16 protein-coding genes are annotated in these 16,798 nt (G+C 69.5%); 6 read left to right on the top strand and 10 right to left on the bottom strand.

The annotated features are described in order from the left end of the window. The 4 genes from ABD225_RS16270 to ABD225_RS16255 form a co-directional block, all read right to left on the bottom strand. A partial coding sequence (locus tag ABD225_RS16270) for an FUSC family protein (RefSeq protein WP_344087916.1) occupies window positions 1-592 on the bottom strand: 592 nt, incomplete at its 3' end. 40 nt (window positions 593-632) lie between these two features. Next, window positions 633-2,924 carry a cell wall-binding repeat-containing protein gene (locus tag ABD225_RS16265; protein WP_344087913.1) on the bottom strand — a complete coding sequence of 764 codons (2,292 nt, stop codon included), beginning with the start codon at window positions 2,922-2,924 and terminating at the stop codon, window positions 633-635. A gap of 159 nt (window positions 2,925-3,083) precedes the next feature. Next, a complete protein-coding gene (locus tag ABD225_RS16260; RefSeq protein WP_344087910.1) occupies window positions 3,084-3,881 on the bottom strand; it encodes a helical backbone metal receptor in 798 nt (265 codons plus the stop codon). Beyond that, on the bottom strand, window positions 3,878-5,191 hold the full coding sequence (locus tag ABD225_RS16255; RefSeq protein ID WP_344087907.1) for an alpha-amylase family protein: 1,314 nt from the start codon (window positions 5,189-5,191) through the stop codon (window positions 3,878-3,880). The genes ABD225_RS16260 and ABD225_RS16255 overlap by 4 nt, the downstream gene beginning before the upstream one ends. A 189-nt stretch (window positions 5,192-5,380) precedes the next feature. Between ABD225_RS16255 and ABD225_RS16250 the strand changes: the two genes are divergently transcribed. Continuing rightward, on the top strand, window positions 5,381-6,451 hold the full coding sequence (locus ABD225_RS16250; RefSeq protein WP_344087904.1) for a PadR family transcriptional regulator: 1,071 nt from the start codon (window positions 5,381-5,383) through the stop codon (window positions 6,449-6,451). Between the two features lie 113 nt (window positions 6,452-6,564). Here the strand turns inward: ABD225_RS16250 and ABD225_RS16245 are convergent, their stop codons facing one another. Further along, window positions 6,565-7,563 (bottom strand): zinc-dependent alcohol dehydrogenase, encoded by a 999-nt coding sequence (locus tag ABD225_RS16245; RefSeq protein ID WP_344087901.1) that lies wholly within the window; start codon window positions 7,561-7,563, stop codon window positions 6,565-6,567. A gap of 28 nt (window positions 7,564-7,591) precedes the next feature. Continuing rightward, window positions 7,592-7,960, bottom strand: coding sequence for a hypothetical protein (locus ABD225_RS16240; protein ID WP_344087898.1), 369 nt, complete (start codon window positions 7,958-7,960; stop codon window positions 7,592-7,594). Here ABD225_RS16240 and ABD225_RS16235 point away from each other — a divergent pair. The 5 genes from ABD225_RS16235 to ABD225_RS16215 all read left to right on the top strand — a co-directional run bounded on the left by ABD225_RS16235 (window position 7,959) and on the right by ABD225_RS16215 (window position 13,881). Continuing rightward, window positions 7,959-8,213, top strand: coding sequence for a hypothetical protein (locus ABD225_RS16235; protein ID WP_344087894.1), 255 nt, complete (start codon window positions 7,959-7,961; stop codon window positions 8,211-8,213). The genes ABD225_RS16240 and ABD225_RS16235 overlap by 2 nt on opposite strands. Window positions 8,214-8,291: 78 nt before the next feature. Next, a complete protein-coding gene (locus tag ABD225_RS16230; RefSeq protein ID WP_344087891.1) occupies window positions 8,292-9,167 on the top strand; it encodes a carbon-nitrogen hydrolase family protein in 876 nt (291 codons plus the stop codon). Continuing rightward, window positions 9,164-10,780 carry an amidohydrolase gene (locus tag ABD225_RS16225; RefSeq protein WP_344087888.1) on the top strand — a complete coding sequence of 539 codons (1,617 nt, stop codon included), beginning with the start codon at window positions 9,164-9,166 and terminating at the stop codon, window positions 10,778-10,780. Before ABD225_RS16230 ends, ABD225_RS16225 begins: the two co-directional genes overlap by 4 nt. 8 nt (window positions 10,781-10,788) lie before the next feature. Beyond that, a complete protein-coding gene (locus tag ABD225_RS16220; RefSeq protein WP_344087885.1) occupies window positions 10,789-12,150 on the top strand; it encodes an APC family permease in 1,362 nt (453 codons plus the stop codon). 12 nt (window positions 12,151-12,162) lie between these two features. Continuing rightward, complete coding sequence (locus ABD225_RS16215) at window positions 12,163-13,881, top strand: amidase (RefSeq protein ID WP_344087882.1); 1,719 nt, start codon at window positions 12,163-12,165, stop codon at window positions 13,879-13,881. A 66-nt stretch (window positions 13,882-13,947) separates the two neighbouring features. Here ABD225_RS16215 and ABD225_RS16210 read toward each other — a convergent pair whose 3' ends face one another. The 4 genes from ABD225_RS16210 to ABD225_RS16195 form a co-directional block, all read right to left on the bottom strand. Continuing rightward, the gene (locus ABD225_RS16210; protein WP_344087879.1) at window positions 13,948-14,862 is read right to left on the bottom strand and encodes an AEC family transporter; all 915 of its coding nucleotides are present in this window, start codon (window positions 14,860-14,862) and stop codon (window positions 13,948-13,950) included. A 96-nt stretch (window positions 14,863-14,958) separates the two neighbouring features. Further along, window positions 14,959-15,195 carry a hypothetical protein gene (locus tag ABD225_RS16205; RefSeq protein ID WP_344087876.1) on the bottom strand — a complete coding sequence of 79 codons (237 nt, stop codon included), beginning with the start codon at window positions 15,193-15,195 and terminating at the stop codon, window positions 14,959-14,961. Window positions 15,196-15,405: 210 nt separating this feature from the next. Continuing rightward, complete coding sequence (locus ABD225_RS16200; protein WP_344087873.1) at window positions 15,406-16,254, bottom strand: ERCC4 domain-containing protein; 849 nt, start codon at window positions 16,252-16,254, stop codon at window positions 15,406-15,408. A gap of 76 nt (window positions 16,255-16,330) precedes the next feature. Further along, on the bottom strand, window positions 16,331-16,708 hold the full coding sequence (locus ABD225_RS16195) for a pyridoxamine 5'-phosphate oxidase family protein (RefSeq protein ID WP_344087870.1): 378 nt from the start codon (window positions 16,706-16,708) through the stop codon (window positions 16,331-16,333). Window positions 16,709-16,798 lie beyond the last annotated feature (90 nt).

Here is a 16,798-nt window from a genome sequence, read left to right as displayed (position 1 = left end):
TCAGGCACGCCGCCAACCTGTGGGCTGATTTCCCAGCCAGATGCCGATCTAAGTCAGACGCATAGCAGACCAGCGCGATGGCGCAGCCGATCAGCGCATCGAGCCACCGGCTGACGCCCTGCCCCGGATTGGGGAAGAGCGCGATGACGGTCGCGGCCTGGATGCCGGACTGCATCGTCATCAGGGTCTTAGCGCCAGCGAGGATGGCGATCGACATCGCGACGAAGACGACGAGCCCGATCTGCCACGCACCGGTGCCGATCGCCGCGACGGCGAGGTCGCCGACGAGGATCCCGACGAAGACCCCGGCCGCGACCTCGACCACCCGGCTCATCCGCTGCCCGAAGGACAGTCCGAGGCAGATGATCGCCGCCACGCACGCGAAGAAGGGCGCCTGGTGGCCGAGCAGACTCTCGCCGGCCCACCACGCGAGGCCGGCCGCCAGGGCGATCTGCACCATCATGAACAGGTGCTCACGCCAGCGCTCGACGCGCCGCTGCTGGCTGCGGCCCGCGCGTTCGCTGAGGTCGAAGGCGCGCAGCGAGACGGTGTGCCAGGCGTCCCCGAGGGCACCGGAGCTGGAGCGCTTCACCGGGCCATTGTCCCGGGTCCGCGCTCCCGCTCGCTGCCGTCTACTTGCGCACGTATGCCGCGAGCGCGGCTTCGACGCCCGTCGAGACGCTATTCGGCCCGCCGAGGATCACGATGGACTTCGGCGCCAGCCGGGTCAGTTCGGCGGCGATGGGCTCCGGGATGCTCGTGCCCTTGACCAAGAGCAGCGGGGAACCCTTGGCGGCGGCCACCGGCGCGCCCGAGAGGGCATCGGTGTAGATCGCGCCGGAGGCGACGAAGACGGTGTCGGCACCGGCGGCGAAGTTGCGCTGGGAGACCAGGGCCGAGACGGCATACCGATCGGCACCGGCGAGCCGGGAGACCGGCGCACCCGAGGCCGCCGCGAGCTGCGCCTCGACGGCCGCCGTGACCGAGGCCGTCCCGCCGAGGATGACGACCCCCTTGGGGCGCAACCGCTTCAGCTCCGCGGCGATGCTCGGCGGCAGCGAGTCGGTCTTGGTCAGCAGCATCGGGGCCTTCTGCTTGCCGGCCACGGGCGCGCCCGACAGCGCGTCGGGGAAGACCACTCCGGAGGCGACATAGGCGAGGTCCACACCGGGGGCGAAGGACTTCTGCGAGATCGCGGCCGAGGTCTCGTACCGGTCGGCACCGGACAGGCGGGTGACGGGGCCGAAGCCGATGAGGATGGACGCGAGGTCTGCGCTGATCGAAGCCGGGCCGCCGAGGACGGTGGTCGCGAAGGAGAACCGGCGGTCCAATTCCTGGCTCACCGAGGAGCGCAGCCGGTCCCGCTGGGTCAGGAGCAGCGGGCTCTTGGCCGCCCCGGCCACGCCCGCACCGCTGAGCGCGTCGGTGAAGATCTCGCCCGAGGCGAGGAAGACCTTTCCGGAGTTCTCCGGCAGCCCGAAGCGAGAGATCGTCGCGGAGGCGGCATACCGGTCCGAACCGGCCCAGCGCTGGACGCCATCGTCGCCGCCGCGGGTGAAACGCACCCGGGCCCCCTCGGCGGTCGCCGACTCCACGGTGACTTTCAGGTCGTCCCAGGGGAAGGTGTAGGACTCGCCGGCGTCCATGCCGGGGTGGACGTCATACTGGATCGGGGTCGTGGGGTGGAAGTTGATGGCGAACCGGTCGGCATTGTTGTCGAGGTCCTGGCCCTGCACGTAGCGGACGATGATCCCGCCGCCGGGCATCGTCAACTCACCATTTCCATAGGTGAAGCTCTGGTTGTCGATCCAGTCGTCCCAGCCCGTCGGCGTGCGGTATTCGACTTCGTAATAGCCGTTGTCGACCTGCAGGACGACGCTGCGAATGCCGCTCTTGGCGGCGACGGGTGCGATCGTGATGGTCTCGTTGGCGGAGACGACATGTCGCGCGGACGCGGGGATCGTGCCCAGCTGCACGCGGGCGGCGGCGGTCAAGGCTCCGACGGCGCGAGCGCCCATGACATCCCACGGGTCTTCATAGGTCACGTCATCGCACATCTTGGACAAGGTGACGACCCGTCGCGTCGCGACATCGGCATAGCAGATCATCAAGCCCTGATGGCCCAGGCCGAAGTTGTGCCCGAATTCGTGCGCCCACACCGAGCCCGGCATGTCGCCATTGATCCACAACAACCCGGAGTCGAACATCGCCATCCCGCCCCACCAGCATTGGCTCCAGCTCGGGGTGACGATGGCGAGATGGTGGGTGTCGTCGACGACGATGTCCGGATACTTCTGGCGCACAGCGGCTTCCACCGCGAAGTTGTCGCAGTAGGTGATCTGGTCGCGGGTCATGGCGATCGGCGTCGTCGGATAGATCTTCTGCAGCGAGAGGTCGATCTGGTCCTCGGTATTGCCATTCCAGAAGCGGTCGGCGAAATCATGGGAGCTCTTGATGCGCTCCGGGGTGACGGCCGGCTCGCTGCCCGGCCAGGTGACGGGCACGACCGTGACCTGCCGGGTGCCGAGCGTGGTGCGGTGCCCGCTCCCGGCCTGGTGCAGTGCTGTCACTCGCGCTGCCCCGCTTCGCAGCGCCTGCGCGATATCGCCGGGGCGGCTGCCCACGGCGCCGGAGATGGTGGCCGTCACCGAGCCGGTATGCAGTCCCTTCGCCAGTGCGGCAGGAACCGGAACCCGCTGATCCCCGATGCTCAGCCAGGTCTGCTGCTCGGTGCGCGCCGCCCCACCGCTCGCATCGCTCTTGCCGTCGAGGATGACGACCGAGAGTCGCGCCTCGAGCTGGCTCGTCGGCCCCGAGCGCGACGCCTCGGGTAGGGCCGCATTGCCCGGACTCGAGGCGAGCAGGCCTGCGAGAGCGACTCCTGCGATCGCAAGTCGACGTCCGATTCCGCGCTGCACCGACATGGGTAGTCCCTCCCTCGTGTGGTTCCCTCCGCTGGGAACCTATGCCGATGACGCCTGAGCACCCTGCCCGGTTGGGTCCGTGAGGCGTTCGTGATGTAGGCCGCGGCGACCGGGCGGGGAGACAGGGCGGGGAGACAGGGCGGGGAGACAGGGCGCGGATCAGCCGCGACGCTGCGCCGTGAGGCGCTCCCGCAGTGCGGTCAACGAGCCGTGGGCCTGGATCAGCGACGGGCCGTACCACGTGAGTTCGCGCCCCGACACCAGATGGGTGGGCACGGCGGCGAACGCCTCGGGGCCGTCGGCGGCGGTGAAGACATAGGGCTCGTCGGGCAGCAGGACGGCATCGAATGCCGGATCGTCGAGTTGGTCGAGAGTGATGTGGGGGTAGCGATCCTTATGTGCAGCAAAGGCATTCGCCAGGCCGGCCCGACGCAGCAGGTCGCCGGTGAAGGTGTCCCGACCGACGACCATCCACGGGTCCCGCCAGATCGCGACGGCGACGGTGGCCTCCTGCGTGGACAACTCACCGCTCCAGAGGCGGGCGGCCTGCGTGAGCCAATCCGGCTCGGTCACCTGCAGGACGTCGGCGAACAGCCGGCGCAACGACGCGAAGGCGGTCGGGACATCCTCGATCCGCGTGACCCAGACGGGTATGCCGCCCTCGCGCAGCCGGCGGACGTCGAGTTCGCGATTCTCCTCCATGTTCGCGACGACGAGATCCGGGCGGAGACCGGCGATCCGCGCCAGGTCGGGATTCTTGGTGCCCCGGACCCGCGTCACCCCCAGGTCGTCGAGGTCCTGCGGGTGCGTGCACCAATCCGTCACTCCCACAAGCCGATCCGCGACCGAACTGGCCAAGGATTCGGTGATCGAGGGGACCAGGCTGACGATGCGGCGCGGGGGCTCGGCGAGCGCCACGGAAGCCCCGAGATCGTCGAGGAGCCGGCGGGTCGTCATACCCCAGCCCGCAGGACGGCCCAGCCGTGAGCCGGGACCGAGATCCCACCGGCTGCCACCTCGGCTGCGCCGGCGAGCAGCTCCTCGACCGCGTCGAGATCGACCCACCATGAGTCGTCGGAGAGGTTGAGGCACAACACGATTCGTTCACCGTCGCCGGTGAGTTCGAAGGCATAGGAGGCATTGGCCAGGTGCAGGTCGCGGGTCTGCGCGCGGTGCAGCCAGGGGTGGCGGCGACGGACGCCGACGAGGACCCTGATGGTCTCGAAGGTGTCGAAGCCGAGGGTCAGATCGTCCGGCGTCGGCGGCATCGAGGGCCGCACCTGGTCGTCGCCGCCGAGCCGCTCCTCCTTGGTGCCGGTGTAGCCCATCTCGTCGCCGTAGTAGATCGAGGGGGTGCCGCCGACGGTGAGCAGCACGGCATACGCGTGCGGCAGGTGTCGCGGGTCCGCGATCTGGGTGGCGATGCGGGTGACGTCATGGTTGCCGACGAAGGTCTGGGGGACGAAATCGCGCAGGAAGTCGTCGTGGCGCGCGAGCGCATGGGACAGCTCGAAGAAGTTGGCGCTGGAGAGGCTGGACCAGATCGCCTTCCACAGCTCGTACTGGGTCACGCTGTCCACCCCGGAGCGGGCGACGAACTGCGCGTAGTCGCCGTGGATCACCTCGCCGAGGACGTAGGCCTCGGGGAAGCGCTGTCGGACCCGGGGCAGCACCCGCGCCCAAAAGTCTTCCGGCACAGCGTATGCCGCGTCGAGGCGCCACCCGTCGATGCCACGGCCGAGCCAGTGGCACATGACCTCGACGACGAGGTCCTCGACCTGCGGGGCGTCGTGATTCAACTCCACCAGAGCCTGGTGGCCCTCGAAGCAGTCGTATGCCGGCAGCCCCAGGTCATTGGTCGAGTCCCAGTGGAAGCGGAAGGCGCCGGCGGCCTCAGAGCCCGGGCCGTCCGCGACGGCCTGCCGGAAGAGCGGAAAGTCGGTGCCGACGTGATTGAAGACCCCGTCGAGCAGGATGCGCAGGCCGCGCTCGCGGCAGGCGGCGAGGAGCGCGTCGAAGTCTGCGTCATCACCGAGGCGCGGGTCGATGCGGCGGTAGTCGATCGTGTCGTAGCCATGGCTGCCCGAGGCAAAGACCGGCCCCAGCAGAATCCCGTTGAGCCCCAAGGAGATCGGATGGTCGAGCCAGGCGATCAGGTGGGGCAGGCGGTGCTCGACCGGCTCGCGACCACCGGGCTCGTGCGCACTGCCGACGAATCCCAGCGGATAGACATGCCACCACAGCACATGCTCGACCCAGTCCGTCATCGCGCCTCCCGTCGTTGAGGGCACCTTGCCATAGGTGACGACGGGGTGTTGACATGGCGGAAATAACGACATATCTTTGTCATGTCGCTGATATGGCGAAACCGGCCCGGGCCCGTGGGGAGGGCCTCCCCGGACAACCGCCGCCCGGCGTTCGCCGGCGGCCTCCGACCATTCGAAGGAGTTGCCACCATGAGCAACGAACGACACGAGTACGAAATTCACGATGCCGACGACCAATTCGGCAACGGACCTCACCGCGGCGGCCCTCGCCGACCGCACGACCGGCACCGCGGACGCGGCGGCTTCCGCGCCCAGGAGAACCCCTGGGAGTCGCTCTTCGGCGCCGACGGCCCGTTCGGCCCCCGTGGGCCGTTCGGCAAGGGCGGTTTCCTCGGTCCCGAGGGCGTCGATGTCGCCCGGGCGATCTGGGAGAACGCGACGCAGGGCGGCTCCGGCCGGTCCTGGGAGCGCGCGGACGAGCGTGGCTTCCGTGGCCCGGACGAGCGTGAGCACGATGGGCGCGGCCCGGGTGGGCGCGGTCGTGACGAGCGTGAGCGCGACGGGCGACCGGGCGAGCGTGAGCGCGGCGAGCGCGGTCACGGCGGCCGGCGCCACCACCATGGCGGCCACGGCGAGCAGGAGGGCGCCGACGGCGAGCGCGGCCGCGGGCCGCGCGGGACGCGCGGCGGGCGTGGACCGTGGGGTCCCGGCGGGCGTGGGCCCGGCGGGCGTGGCCCCGGTGGTCGCGGACGCCGTCCCAAGGGCGATGTCCGTCTCGCCGCGCTGCTGCTGATCGCCGAGGAGCCGCGCAATGGCTATCAGCTCATCGAGGAACTCGCCGCCCGCACCTCCGGCGCCTGGCGGCCCAGCTCTGGCGCGATCTATCCCGCCCTCGCGCAACTCGAGGACGAGGGCCTGATCGCCCCGGTCGAGGTCGACGGCCGCAAGGCCTACGAGCTGACCAAGGCCGGCCGCGAGGCCGTCGCCGGTCACGGAGACAATGCGGCGCCGTGGGAGACCGCGACCGCCGATGCGAGCGAGGCCATGGGCGGCCGCCCCGGCGGTGAACTCTGGCACGCCTTCGGTCAGCTCGCGATGGCGACCAAGGCGGTCGGCTCCACCCGCGACGAGGCCGCGATGGCCGAGGCCGCCACAGTCCTCGACCAGGCCCGCCGCTCGCTCTACCGCCTCCTCGCCGATGGCCCCCAGGACAGCGGTATGCAGGACACCGACCCCCAGGACACCGACTCCCCCGAGTGACACATTCCCGCCCATTGCCGGAACATGGACATGCGCAACGGATCATTACCGTTGCGCATGTCCATGTTCTCTCCCAAACCGACCGCTGACCACGCGCAGGCGGCGCGACGAGCTCAGGCGATCTGCACCTTCACCGCTTCCGGGGCCCGCATGGCGGCGACGGCATCGGCATACGCCGTGAGCGGGAAGGTATGCGTGATCAGCGGGCGCACGGCGTCGGCGAGATCGACCATCAGGTCGGCCGCGGGCCGGAAGGACCGGCCGCAGGAGTTGGCACCCAGATAGCTGAGCTCCTTGGCATAGATCGCGTAGGGGAAGACCGGAATGCTCGTGTCCGGGTGGGCCACGCCCATCTGGATCATCCGGCCGCGCTTGCGCAACAAGGAGATCGCCGCCGTGATGGCGCCGGGATGACCACTGGCGTCGAGCACGACATCGACCGAGTCGTCCAGGCCCAGATCGGCCACCGCCGCCACGGCCGAGGTCGCCCCGAGGGATCGGGCACTGCCCTGCCGCAACTCGTGCGGTTCGACGACATGGACCTCTGCGGCCCCGAGATGTGTCGCGACGGCCGTGGCGAGCAGGCCGATACAGCCCGCGCCGACGATGACCATCACCGCGTCCTGCCAACCCGGCGCGCGCTCCACGGCATTGAGGACACACGACAGCGGCTCGATGAGCGCCCCGACACCCGGGTCCAGCGATGCGGGCAGCGGCACGACGACGGAGGCGGGCGCCACGACATACTCCGCGCACGAGCCGGGCAGATTCACCCCGAGCGCCGTGACGTGGTCGCACAGATTGACCGCCCCCATCCGGCACAGCCGGCAGGCACCGCAGCTGATATTGGGGTCCGCCGCAACGAGATCGCCTTCGGCGAAGGTGGTGACGCCGGCGCCGACCGCCGTGATGTGGCCCGCGAATTCGTGGCCCGGCACGAGGGGATAGCGGCCGGCGGCATAGTGCCCGTCCCGGAGATGCAGATCGGTCCCGCAGATCCCCGTCGCGCCCGGGGCGATGACCACCTCGCCGGGCCCCGGCTCCGGCACCGGGCGCTCCTGGACCTCGATCCCGCCCGTACCGTCCAAGACCACTGCCTGCATCGTCGCCATGGCTCGAACCTAGTGGCACGCGCCGGGCTCAGGTCAGGCCGTCGCGCTCGAGCCGGTCCTCGCGGACGCGCTCGGCCAGGTCGAGCTTGGTGTATGCCGGCCGGCCCACTTCGGCATACTTCCGCTTCACCCGTTCCAGATACTCCCGCGCGGTCCCGTAGGCCACACCGGCCCGGCGGGCGGCCGCGGTGAGCGTGGCCCCGGAGGCGTATGCCGTGAGCACGGCCCGCTCTTGCGGCGAGAGGGTCGGCCGGTTGGGCCGGGCGTCGCGGCTGATCAGGAAGGCGAGCTCGGGAGTGATGGCCGAATCGCCCTGTGCGACAGCACGAATCGCCTGTACAAGGATCGGCAGGTCCTTGTCCTTGGACCTGGGATTGACGAATGCCGACTTCTTCATGCGCTTTCCCGCGGGCACGAAACTCTCGAATGTCACGGACGCCGCGGGCGGAACGAATGTCACCTTCGATGCGCCGGACCCCGCCACAGTGCTGGAGTTCTATCGCGAACTGGCCACCGGCAGCGTGCATTTCACCCGGGATTCGGACAATGTCATCAATGGCGCCGGGACCCTGGTCTGGCATACCGATGACAACAACATGGTCCTGACCCTCGACGGCGAGAAAGTCACCCTCACCTCCTCGCCACGCTAGTCCGTGTTGCCGAAGTCGTGGACGGGGTTCCCGCGACGTATCGGTGCAGGTGGCGGCGGCGGGTCTAGTCTGCGTCCCATGGGGCGGCCCGCTGTGGCGGTGTGGCAGATGGCGCCGGTGATCGGATCGCCGGCCGCGAATCTCGCACGCTTGCGGGAGGCGGCGAGCACCGCGGCCGCGCGGGGAGCCGGCCTGCTCGTCACGCCCGAACTCGCGCTGACCGGCTATGACATCGGCGCGCTCACGGACGATCTCACCGATCCCGCACTGCTCGAGGACACCGCGCGCATCGCCGGCGAGATCGGCCTCGGGCTGGTCGTCGGACTGGCCGTGCGGGAGCACGCAGGAGTCGTGTGGAATGCGGCGGTCGCCGTCGACAGCACCGGGACCATCCGAGCGACCTATCGCAAGATCCACCTCTTCGGTGGCCTCGACAGCTCGCGATTCGCGCCGGGCCCCACCGTCCCGACGGTCGTGGAACTCGATGGCGTGCGGGTCGGGATGCTCATCTGCTACGACATCGAGTTCCCGGAAGCCGCCCGCTCCCTCGCCCTCGCGGGGGCCGACCTGATCGCCGTCCCCACCGCGAATATGGCGCCCTGGACCGCAGTCAACGAGCACATCATCCCGGCCCGCGCCGTCGAGAACCAGGTCTATGTCGCCTACGCCAATCACATCGGCCGCGAGCGCGACACGCACTATGTCGGCCGCAGTGTGATCGCCGGCCCGGACGGCACGGCCCGGCGCGCGGGCGAGACGGCAGAGGAAATCCTCGTCACCGCCATCGACCTCGACGACTTGACCCGCCGTCGCGCGGCATCGCCCTATCTGGCCGATCGCCGCCCGCACCTCTATCACGCTCTCACCACCGGCTTCGCCGATGACCCTGGCAGTCACGGCGCTGTCCCGGATGACCCATACCCGGATGGCCCTGTCCCGGAGGAGGATTCGTGACCGAGGTGCTGTTGTTCACCGGCAATCTGTGGTGCCCGACCGAGGGCGAGGTCGATGCCCTCCTGGTCCGGGACGGACGGATCGTCGCGACCGGAGCCGAGGCGCGGAGGCGGGCGGGCGGCATACCGCAGCTGCGGGAGCACGAGATCACCGACGGCTGGCTCATCCCGGCTTTCGGCGACGGGCACGCCCACCCGATGTTCGGAGGCCTGGAGGCCGAGGGTCCGCAGGTGCGCCGCCAGGGCAGCGTCGAGGAGATCGCGGCGGAGGTGGCCCGCTGGGCCGACGAGCATCCCGATGCGCCCTGGATCCTCGGGGCGTCCTACGACTCCAGCCTCGTCCCCGAGGGCCTGTTCGATGCGCGCTGGCTCGATGCCGCCGTTCCCGACCGGCCGGTGGCGCTGCGCGCCTGGGACTACCACACGATGTGGGTCAACACCCGGGCCCTGGAGCTCGCCGGCATCACCGCCGAGACACCCGACCCGCCGCTCGGCGAGATCCCCCATCGCCCCGACGGCTCCGTGCTCGGCACCTTGCGCGAGTGGGGAGCGGTCGACCTCGTGACCGCGGTCGCCGAGCCGTGGCCACTGGAGACCCGCATCCGGTCGCTCGAGCGCGCCGCGCATTCGTATGCCGCGCTCGGCGTCACCTGGGTCCAGGACGCCTGGGTGGAGCCGGACACGGTGGAGGTCTATCTGGCTGCGGCACAACAGGATCGGTTACCGATCCGGTTCAACCTCGCCCTGTATGCCGATCCGCGGCATTGGCCGGACCAGCTCGACGGCTTCCTCGACGCGCAGCGCCGGGTGCAGGAGCTCGGGCATCCACACCTCACCGCCAATACGGTGAAGTTCTTCGCCGATGGCGTGGTCGAGAACGCGACTGGCGCTCTGCTGGAACACTATTGCGGCTGCCCGGGCGAGCGCGGCATGTTGGTGTGGGAGCCGGAGCTCCTTGCCAAAGCGGTCACGGACGTCGACGCGGCCGGGTTCCAGCCACACATTCATACGATCGGCGACCGCGCGGTGCGGGTGGCCTTGGACGCTCTCGAGGCAGCCGAGCGAGCCAACGGACCGCGGGATCGACGCGCGGTGCTCGCCCACGTCCAACTCATCGACGAGACCGACCGGGACCGGTTCGCAGCTCTGGGCGCGATCGCCAACGCCGAGCCGCTGTGGTCCCAGCTCGATGCGCTGATGAATGTGTTGACCGTGCCGCGACTGGGGCAGGCGCGCGCCGACACGCAATACCCATGGGCCAGTCTGTCGGCCCGTGGCATCCCGATGAGTTTCGGCTCGGACTGGCCCGTCTCGTCCGCAGATCCGTTGCAGGGCATGGCCGTTGCCTGCTCGCGGCAGACGGACGAGCGGGAGCCGGGCGGCGGGTGGACGCCGCACGAGCGACTGCCGATGGACCAGGCCTTCCGCTGCTATACGTCCGGGACGGCATACCAAGCCTTCCGCGACGCGGGCCGCCTCACGCCTGGCGCGGACGCGGACTTCGCGGTCCTGTCCGCCGACCCCCGCAGCCTGGACAGCCCCCGCGATCTCGACACCATCCGCGTCCTCCAGACGTGGGTGGCTGGTTCCCCCGTCCCCGTCCGCACCACTTGAGGAGACCGATGTCCGAGCATTCCCATCATTTGCGCGACAGTCTGCACACCGGCGACGACATCCACCTCAAGCGCGCGCTCGGGGTCACCGGGCTGACGCTCTTCGGACTGGCCTATCTGGTGCCGCTGACGGTCTTCACGACCTATGGCATCGTCACCGAGGAGACCGGTGGGCGGGTGGCCTTCTCCTATGTATTCACGCTCGCCGCAATGCTTTTCACCGCGTTGTCGTATGGCCGCATGGTCCAGGCCTTCCCCGTCTCGGGCTCGGCCTATACCTACACCTCGCGCTCCTTCGGCCCGCATCTCGGCTTCCTCGCCGGCTGGGCCCTGTTGCTGGATTACATCCTGTTGCCGATGGTCAACTATGCGGTGATCGGGCTGTTCATCAACGCGCAGTGGCCGAGCATCCCGCTGTGGGTGGGCTTCATCGGCTCGCTCGCCCTCGTAACCATCCTCAATGTCATCGGCATCACGACGATCGACAAGGCCAACAACATCATCATCGCGATCCAGGCAGTCTTCGTCGTCGTCTTCGTCTTCCTCGCGATCAAGGTCATCGCCGGCGGTGGGCTCGACCTCGGGCTGCCCTTCGGCGGTGATGGCGGCGCAAATGGCGTCGGTCTCGGCCCGGTCCTCGCCGGCGCGGCGATCCTGTGCCTGTCCTTCCTCGGCTTCGATGCGGTCTCGACCATGGCGGAGGAGGCGACCGAGCCGCGGCGCGACATCCCGCGAGCCATCCTCGCCGTCACCGTCGGCGGCGGCATCCTCTTCATCATCCTGTCGTGGCTGGCTCAAGTCGCCCACCCGGCAACGACTTTCGAGGTCGCCGACTCCGGTGCGACAGAGGTCATGATGGAGCTCGGCGGCAATGCCATGGCGGTCTTCTTCACCGCCGCATATGTCGCGGGCGCGTTCGGTTCGGCCCTCACCTCGCAGGCGTCGGTCACCCGGATCCTCTATGCCATGGGCCGCGACGGCACCCTGCCCCGGCACCTCGCCGGGCTTTCCGCGCAATGGCGCACTCCTGTGCTCGCCATCGGCCTGGTGTCGGTGATCTCGCTCGCCGGCCTGTGGATCGACCTGGCGCTGCTCTTCTCGGTCGTCAGCTTCGGGGCCCTGACGGCCTTCTCCGTCGTCAACCTCTCGGTGATCAAACACTTCTGGATCGATCGGGCACCGGAACGCAAGGCGCTGATCCACGTCGTGCTGCCGCTCATCGGCTTCGCCCTGACCCTCTGGTTGTGGACCTCCTTGTCCAAGAACGCCCTGGTCACCGGGCTGATCTGGCTGGCGGTCGGCTTTGCCTGGTTGCTCGTGATCACCGGCGGCTTCCGCCGTCGCCCGCCGCAGGTCGAGTTCGAGGGCTGAGGCGAGGAGGCGATGGGGTATGACGTCGTCGAGGCCTCCCTGGCCGACCTCACCCGGGCGCTGGCGTCGGGTGCGGTCACCAGCGAGGGCTTGGTGCAGGGATATCTCGCCCGGATCGAGGCCTTCGATCGCGCCGGTCCACGGCTGAATGCGGTCGTCGTCGACAACCCCGAGGCGCTCGCCGAGGCCAGGGAGTCGGATCGGCGCCGCGCGCGGGGAGCGAGTCTCGGACCACTCGACGGCATCCCCTATACCGCCAAGGACAGCTATTCGGCACGCGGCCTGACGGTCGCCGCGGGCTCGCCCGCCTTTGCTTCTCTTGTCGCACAGCGAGATTCATATGCCGTGGGCCGGCTCCGCGCTGCCGGTGCGATCTTGCTCGGCCTGACGAATATGCCGCCGATGGCCAATGGCGGGATGCAGCGCGGCCTCTATGGCCGGGCCGAGAGCCCCTACAACGCCGACTACCTCACGGCCGCCTTCGCCTCCGGCTCGTCCAATGGGTCGGGGACCGCCACCGCGGCGAGCTTCGCTGCCTTCGGACTTGCCGAGGAGACCTGGTCCTCGGGACGGGCGCCGGCCTCCAACAACGGCCTGTGCGCCTACACCCCGTCCCGTGGTGTCATCTCGATCCGGGGCAACTGGCCGCTGGTGCCGAGCATGGATGTCGTTGTGCCGCATACCCGTTCGATGGACGACCTGTTGACCTTGCTCGACATCCTGGTCGCACCTGACGCGGAGGTGCGCGGGGACTTCTGGCGCGTGCAGCCGTGGGTGCCGATCCCGCCGGTCTCGGCGCTGCGCCCTGCGTCCTATGCCGCGCTCGCCGTCCCCGATTCCGGTGCCGCTGGAGAAGTCTTGCGGGGCAAGCGATTCGCGCTCCCTCGGATGTATGTCAATCTCGACGAGGAAGCGGGCACGGCGGACGCTGGCGGCATCGGCGGCCCGACCGGTCAGCGCATCGAGACGCGCGCATCCGTCGTCGACCTCATGCGCGCCCTCGTTGACGACCTCGAAGCGGCCGGTGCTCAGGTGATCCTCAGCGACTTCCCGCTGGTGTCGAACTACGAACGCGATCGGCCGTCCGCGACGAGCGTCCGCACGCGCGGGTGGGTCGATCCGGCATACCTCCTGCGCGAGGTGATGGATCTCGCGGCCTGGTCGTGGGACGACTTTCTCGACGCCAATGGCGACCCGGCGCTGCGGCGGCTCGCCGATGTCGACGGGACCACGATCTTCCCACCGCCACCCGGCGCCTTGCCGGATCGCTATCACGACTTCGGCGACGATATCGCCTTGCTGCCGCACCTAGCGCGTGACCAACCGCTCGGCCCGCTGTCCGAGGAGGAGTGGATCGCCGAGGGCATCCGTGGTCTCGATCGCACCCGCGAGATCGATCTCGATGAATGGTTGCAGGACAACGGATTCGATGCGGTCATCTTCCCGGCATCCGCTGATGTCGGCCCCGCTGATGCGGACACGAACCCCGACTCGGCGGCGCTTGCGTGGCGCAACGGGGTGTGGGTCGCCAATGGCAATCTGGTGCCGCGTCACTTCGGTCTGCCGACGGTGACCGTGCCCTTGGGTCTGATGGCCGACATCGGGATGCCCGTCGGTGTGACCCTCCTGGCCGGGCCGTATGCCGACACCCGCCTCCTACAGCTTGCCTCCGCGATCGCCGCCCTCCGCAACCGCAGGATTGCCCCACCGCGAACCCCGCGCCTGAGCTGAGGTCGGACGCCCAATGCCCGAACCGCCGGCGTCCCGAGTGCGGGGCGGCATACGGCCGGGCCCGGGTCAGGCGAGCGAGCCCACCCAGGGCAGCAGAGCGGTGACGACGGCCACCGTGGCGAAGCTGACGAGCGTCGACACCGTGACGGAGCCGGCGACCGTCGGGACATCCCCCTCATACTCCTGCGCGAGGATGAAGGCATTGACGGCCGTGGGCATCGCGGCGGCGAGGACGAGCGCTTGGAGCGGCAGCGCAGCCAGGCCGAGAGCCAGGCCCACGCCCAGCGCCAGGGCTGGGACCACGAGGATGCGACCCGCGACGGCGGCCGCGATGGGGCGAGTCACCACGACGCGTTGACTGCTGCCGAGTTGCACCCCGAGCGCCAAGAGGATCATGGGAAGCGTTGCCTGAGAGAGCAATTCGACGCCACGCGCGATGCCAGTCGGCAACTGCCAGCCGCCGGCGCGGAGCACCAGTGCCGCCGCCATCGCCCAGATGGCGGGCAGCCGCAGAACCGCCCGCACCGCCCCGCGAGCCCCGTCCGCCGAGCCGAGGAGTGCCGGCGCGAGGACGAAGGTCACGATGACGGAACCGAGGAAGATCAGGACGCTCTGGTCCAGTCCGACGGGCCCCAGGGCGAAGAGGGCGATCGGCAGGCCCATATTGCCGTTGTTGCCGATCGCGGTGGCGACCATGACGCCGCGGCGGGTGCGGCCGGGCATACCCATGGACGAGAGGAAACCGACGCCACAGGCGAGGACCACGACGACGAGGTAGGCACCGAGGAGGTGGGCACCTTCGCGTCCGGACACCCTGGTCGTGAGGAGCGTGTGGAGGCACAAGGCGGGCGTCAGTGCGTTGAGCGCGATCTTGCCGATGGTGGCCTGGTCGAGGGTGAAGCGGCGGCCGAGCAGCGCGCCGATTCCGGCGACGACAAGCACCGGCACCATGACATCGAGCAGTGCCGCAAGCAGACCCACGGCGCCGACTGTATGGCGCCCGGCCGGCTCCGCGAGGCACCGTCCAGGAGCGCGCGGGGGCGGCCGGGGAGCCGGCGGCATACCGCCTGGACGGGCTCACGCGGCGGTGTCGGCCTCGTGCGCGCGCGCGATCTGCTCGGCGTCGCGCGAGGGCAGGAAGCCGCTGTCGGTGCGGCAGTCGTGGCAGACCATGACGGCGCGTTCGCCGAGGTGGACCACTTCGATGCTGTGGGGCACACACGCATCGTCGACATGCGCGTGGTCGCGGCGATGCGCGGCCGTGAGCGCGCCGGTGGCGACGGCATCGCGGGCGTGGGTCTGGGTGCTGGTCATGTGAACTTCCCTTGCTGAACGGTCTTCATACCCATTCAGACGCCGGAGGGCGTCATCTGGATACCAGCGGCGGAGGAATCTGTGGATAGCTCGCTGCTGGGACGTGGATCGTCATGGCGAGGTTCGGGAGTCCGTCGTCGTTGAGGAGTTTCCGTACGGCTCGAAGATCGACGCTAGCGCGGGTTGGCCGGGGAATCGCCGAAGGCTTACCTAAGCTCGATCGTCCGCGTCGCTGCCGTCGGGCAGCAGTTGGGTGGCCGCGGCGGAGTGGCCGTGCTCCTGGATCGCGGCGGCGAGAAAGCGATAGGTCCACTCCTGGGCCAGCGAGCGGTTTTCGGCGAAGACGATCGGCACGCTCGGCCAGCGGATCTGGCACTCGGCCAGGGCATCGGCGATCAGCGCCGGCCGGACATGCTCGAGCTTGAAGATCTCCGAGTAGCGGTTCTCCACCACGACGGCCGCGCGCGGCACCCCCTCCAAGGCTCCGAGGCGGTAGGCCATCCGCCCGCCGGACAGCGCCCCGGCGAGGTCTGCCAGGGACTTCCGTTCGACGACCGCGATCAGCTCGCCCTCCGCATACACGCCGTAATCCCCAACGGGCAGAGCCTTTTTGACGGTGCTCGCCTGCTGGTGGCCGAACTTCCAGGCGTACTTCTCGCGGGTGTCGACGACGATCTCCAGGTCGCTGACGCCACTGCCCCGCGCAGTGGGAAGCTCGATATTCGGCCGGGCCGCCTTCGCGACGCGGGCGTTCTGCCAGAAGATCATCTCCCGCCCCCGCGCGCGGGTCAGGACGAACTGGCTGCGGGCCTCCCGCGTCCGGTCGGCGACGATATCGATGGCCGCGCCGCGCCGGGTGACCGAGCGCAGCGGGGTCTCCGCGATGATCTCCAGGTCGTCGCTCCAGGCCTGGTCGTGGCGGTGGCAATAGACCTTGCTCGTGCGCGGCCAGGTCTCGCGCGTCCGCAGCACGATGCCCTCGCCGAGGGGGATGCGCACGAGATAAGGCAGGCTGGAGTCCGGATCGGGATTGCGCGCGACGAGCAGCGGGTCCGGCACGCTCCCACCGTATGCCGTATGCCGTATGCCGTATGTCGCGGGCCAGACCCCGTTTCGGCTCTCCGTGGGGTCCGGGTCAGAGGGGCCGGCAGTCGTTGCCGCACCCCTCCACGGACTCCGGCGCCGGCGGGCCGTCGGCATGGCGGGCCGGCCGATGGAGGACCGCCGTGGCCGGGGTGAACCGGATCTCGGTGTCGTCGGCGTCGGCGGTTCCGTCCACGAGCAGGGCATAACCGTGCGGGAGTGGCGGGGGGAACAGCAGGGTCGCGGCCGGATTGGCGGTCAGATTGCGCGCGCTCCCGGCGCTGGGCTGGAGGACCAAGATCCCTTCGTGCACAACAGGATCCGCCGAAACCGCCTTCACCTTTCCGGCAGCTCCCACGGTCAGGAGATATGCCGTGGGGAAGTCCCCCAGCACCGCCGCGAGCCGGTCCAGGTCGACAGGAATGCTCATCACCCCACCGTAGAAGGCGCTCGCCCTCCCGTCGAGATCGGGAAACGCGCGCACCTGCCCCGTCGAGTTCGGGAAACACGCCGACGTTGA

This window comes from Nostocoides veronense (genome assembly GCF_039531185.1).
Classification (GTDB): Bacteria; Actinomycetota; Actinomycetes; order Actinomycetales; family Dermatophilaceae; genus Nostocoides_A; species Nostocoides_A veronense.
The sequence above is the reverse complement of the archived record's forward strand: the minus strand, read 5'-3'. Positions and strand labels throughout refer to the sequence as shown.

Excerpts from the sequence above, each read along its gene's own strand:
- ABD225_RS16265 (WP_344087913.1), bottom strand. The coding sequence starts at position 2,924 with ATGTCGGTGCAGCGCGGAATCGGACGTCGACTTGCGATCGCAGGAGTC.
- ABD225_RS16260 (WP_344087910.1), bottom strand. The coding sequence starts at position 3,881 with ATGACGACCCGCCGGCTCCTCGACGATCTCGGGGCTTCCGTGGCGCTC.
- ABD225_RS16255 (WP_344087907.1), bottom strand. The coding sequence starts at position 5,191 with ATGACGGACTGGGTCGAGCATGTGCTGTGGTGGCATGTCTATCCGCTG.
- ABD225_RS16250 (WP_344087904.1), top strand. The coding sequence starts at position 5,381 with ATGAGCAACGAACGACACGAGTACGAAATTCACGATGCCGACGACCAA.
- ABD225_RS16245 (WP_344087901.1), bottom strand. The coding sequence starts at position 7,563 with ATGGCGACGATGCAGGCAGTGGTCTTGGACGGTACGGGCGGGATCGAG.
- ABD225_RS16235 (WP_344087894.1), top strand. The coding sequence starts at position 7,959 with ATGCGCTTTCCCGCGGGCACGAAACTCTCGAATGTCACGGACGCCGCG.
- ABD225_RS16240 (WP_344087898.1), bottom strand. The coding sequence starts at position 7,960 with ATGAAGAAGTCGGCATTCGTCAATCCCAGGTCCAAGGACAAGGACCTG.
- ABD225_RS16230 (WP_344087891.1), top strand. The coding sequence starts at position 8,292 with ATGGGGCGGCCCGCTGTGGCGGTGTGGCAGATGGCGCCGGTGATCGGA.
- ABD225_RS16220 (WP_344087885.1), top strand. The coding sequence starts at position 10,789 with ATGTCCGAGCATTCCCATCATTTGCGCGACAGTCTGCACACCGGCGAC.
- ABD225_RS16215 (WP_344087882.1), top strand. The coding sequence starts at position 12,163 with ATGGGGTATGACGTCGTCGAGGCCTCCCTGGCCGACCTCACCCGGGCG.
- ABD225_RS16205 (WP_344087876.1), bottom strand. The coding sequence starts at position 15,195 with ATGACCAGCACCCAGACCCACGCCCGCGATGCCGTCGCCACCGGCGCG.
- ABD225_RS16195 (WP_344087870.1), bottom strand. The coding sequence starts at position 16,708 with ATGAGCATTCCTGTCGACCTGGACCGGCTCGCGGCGGTGCTGGGGGAC.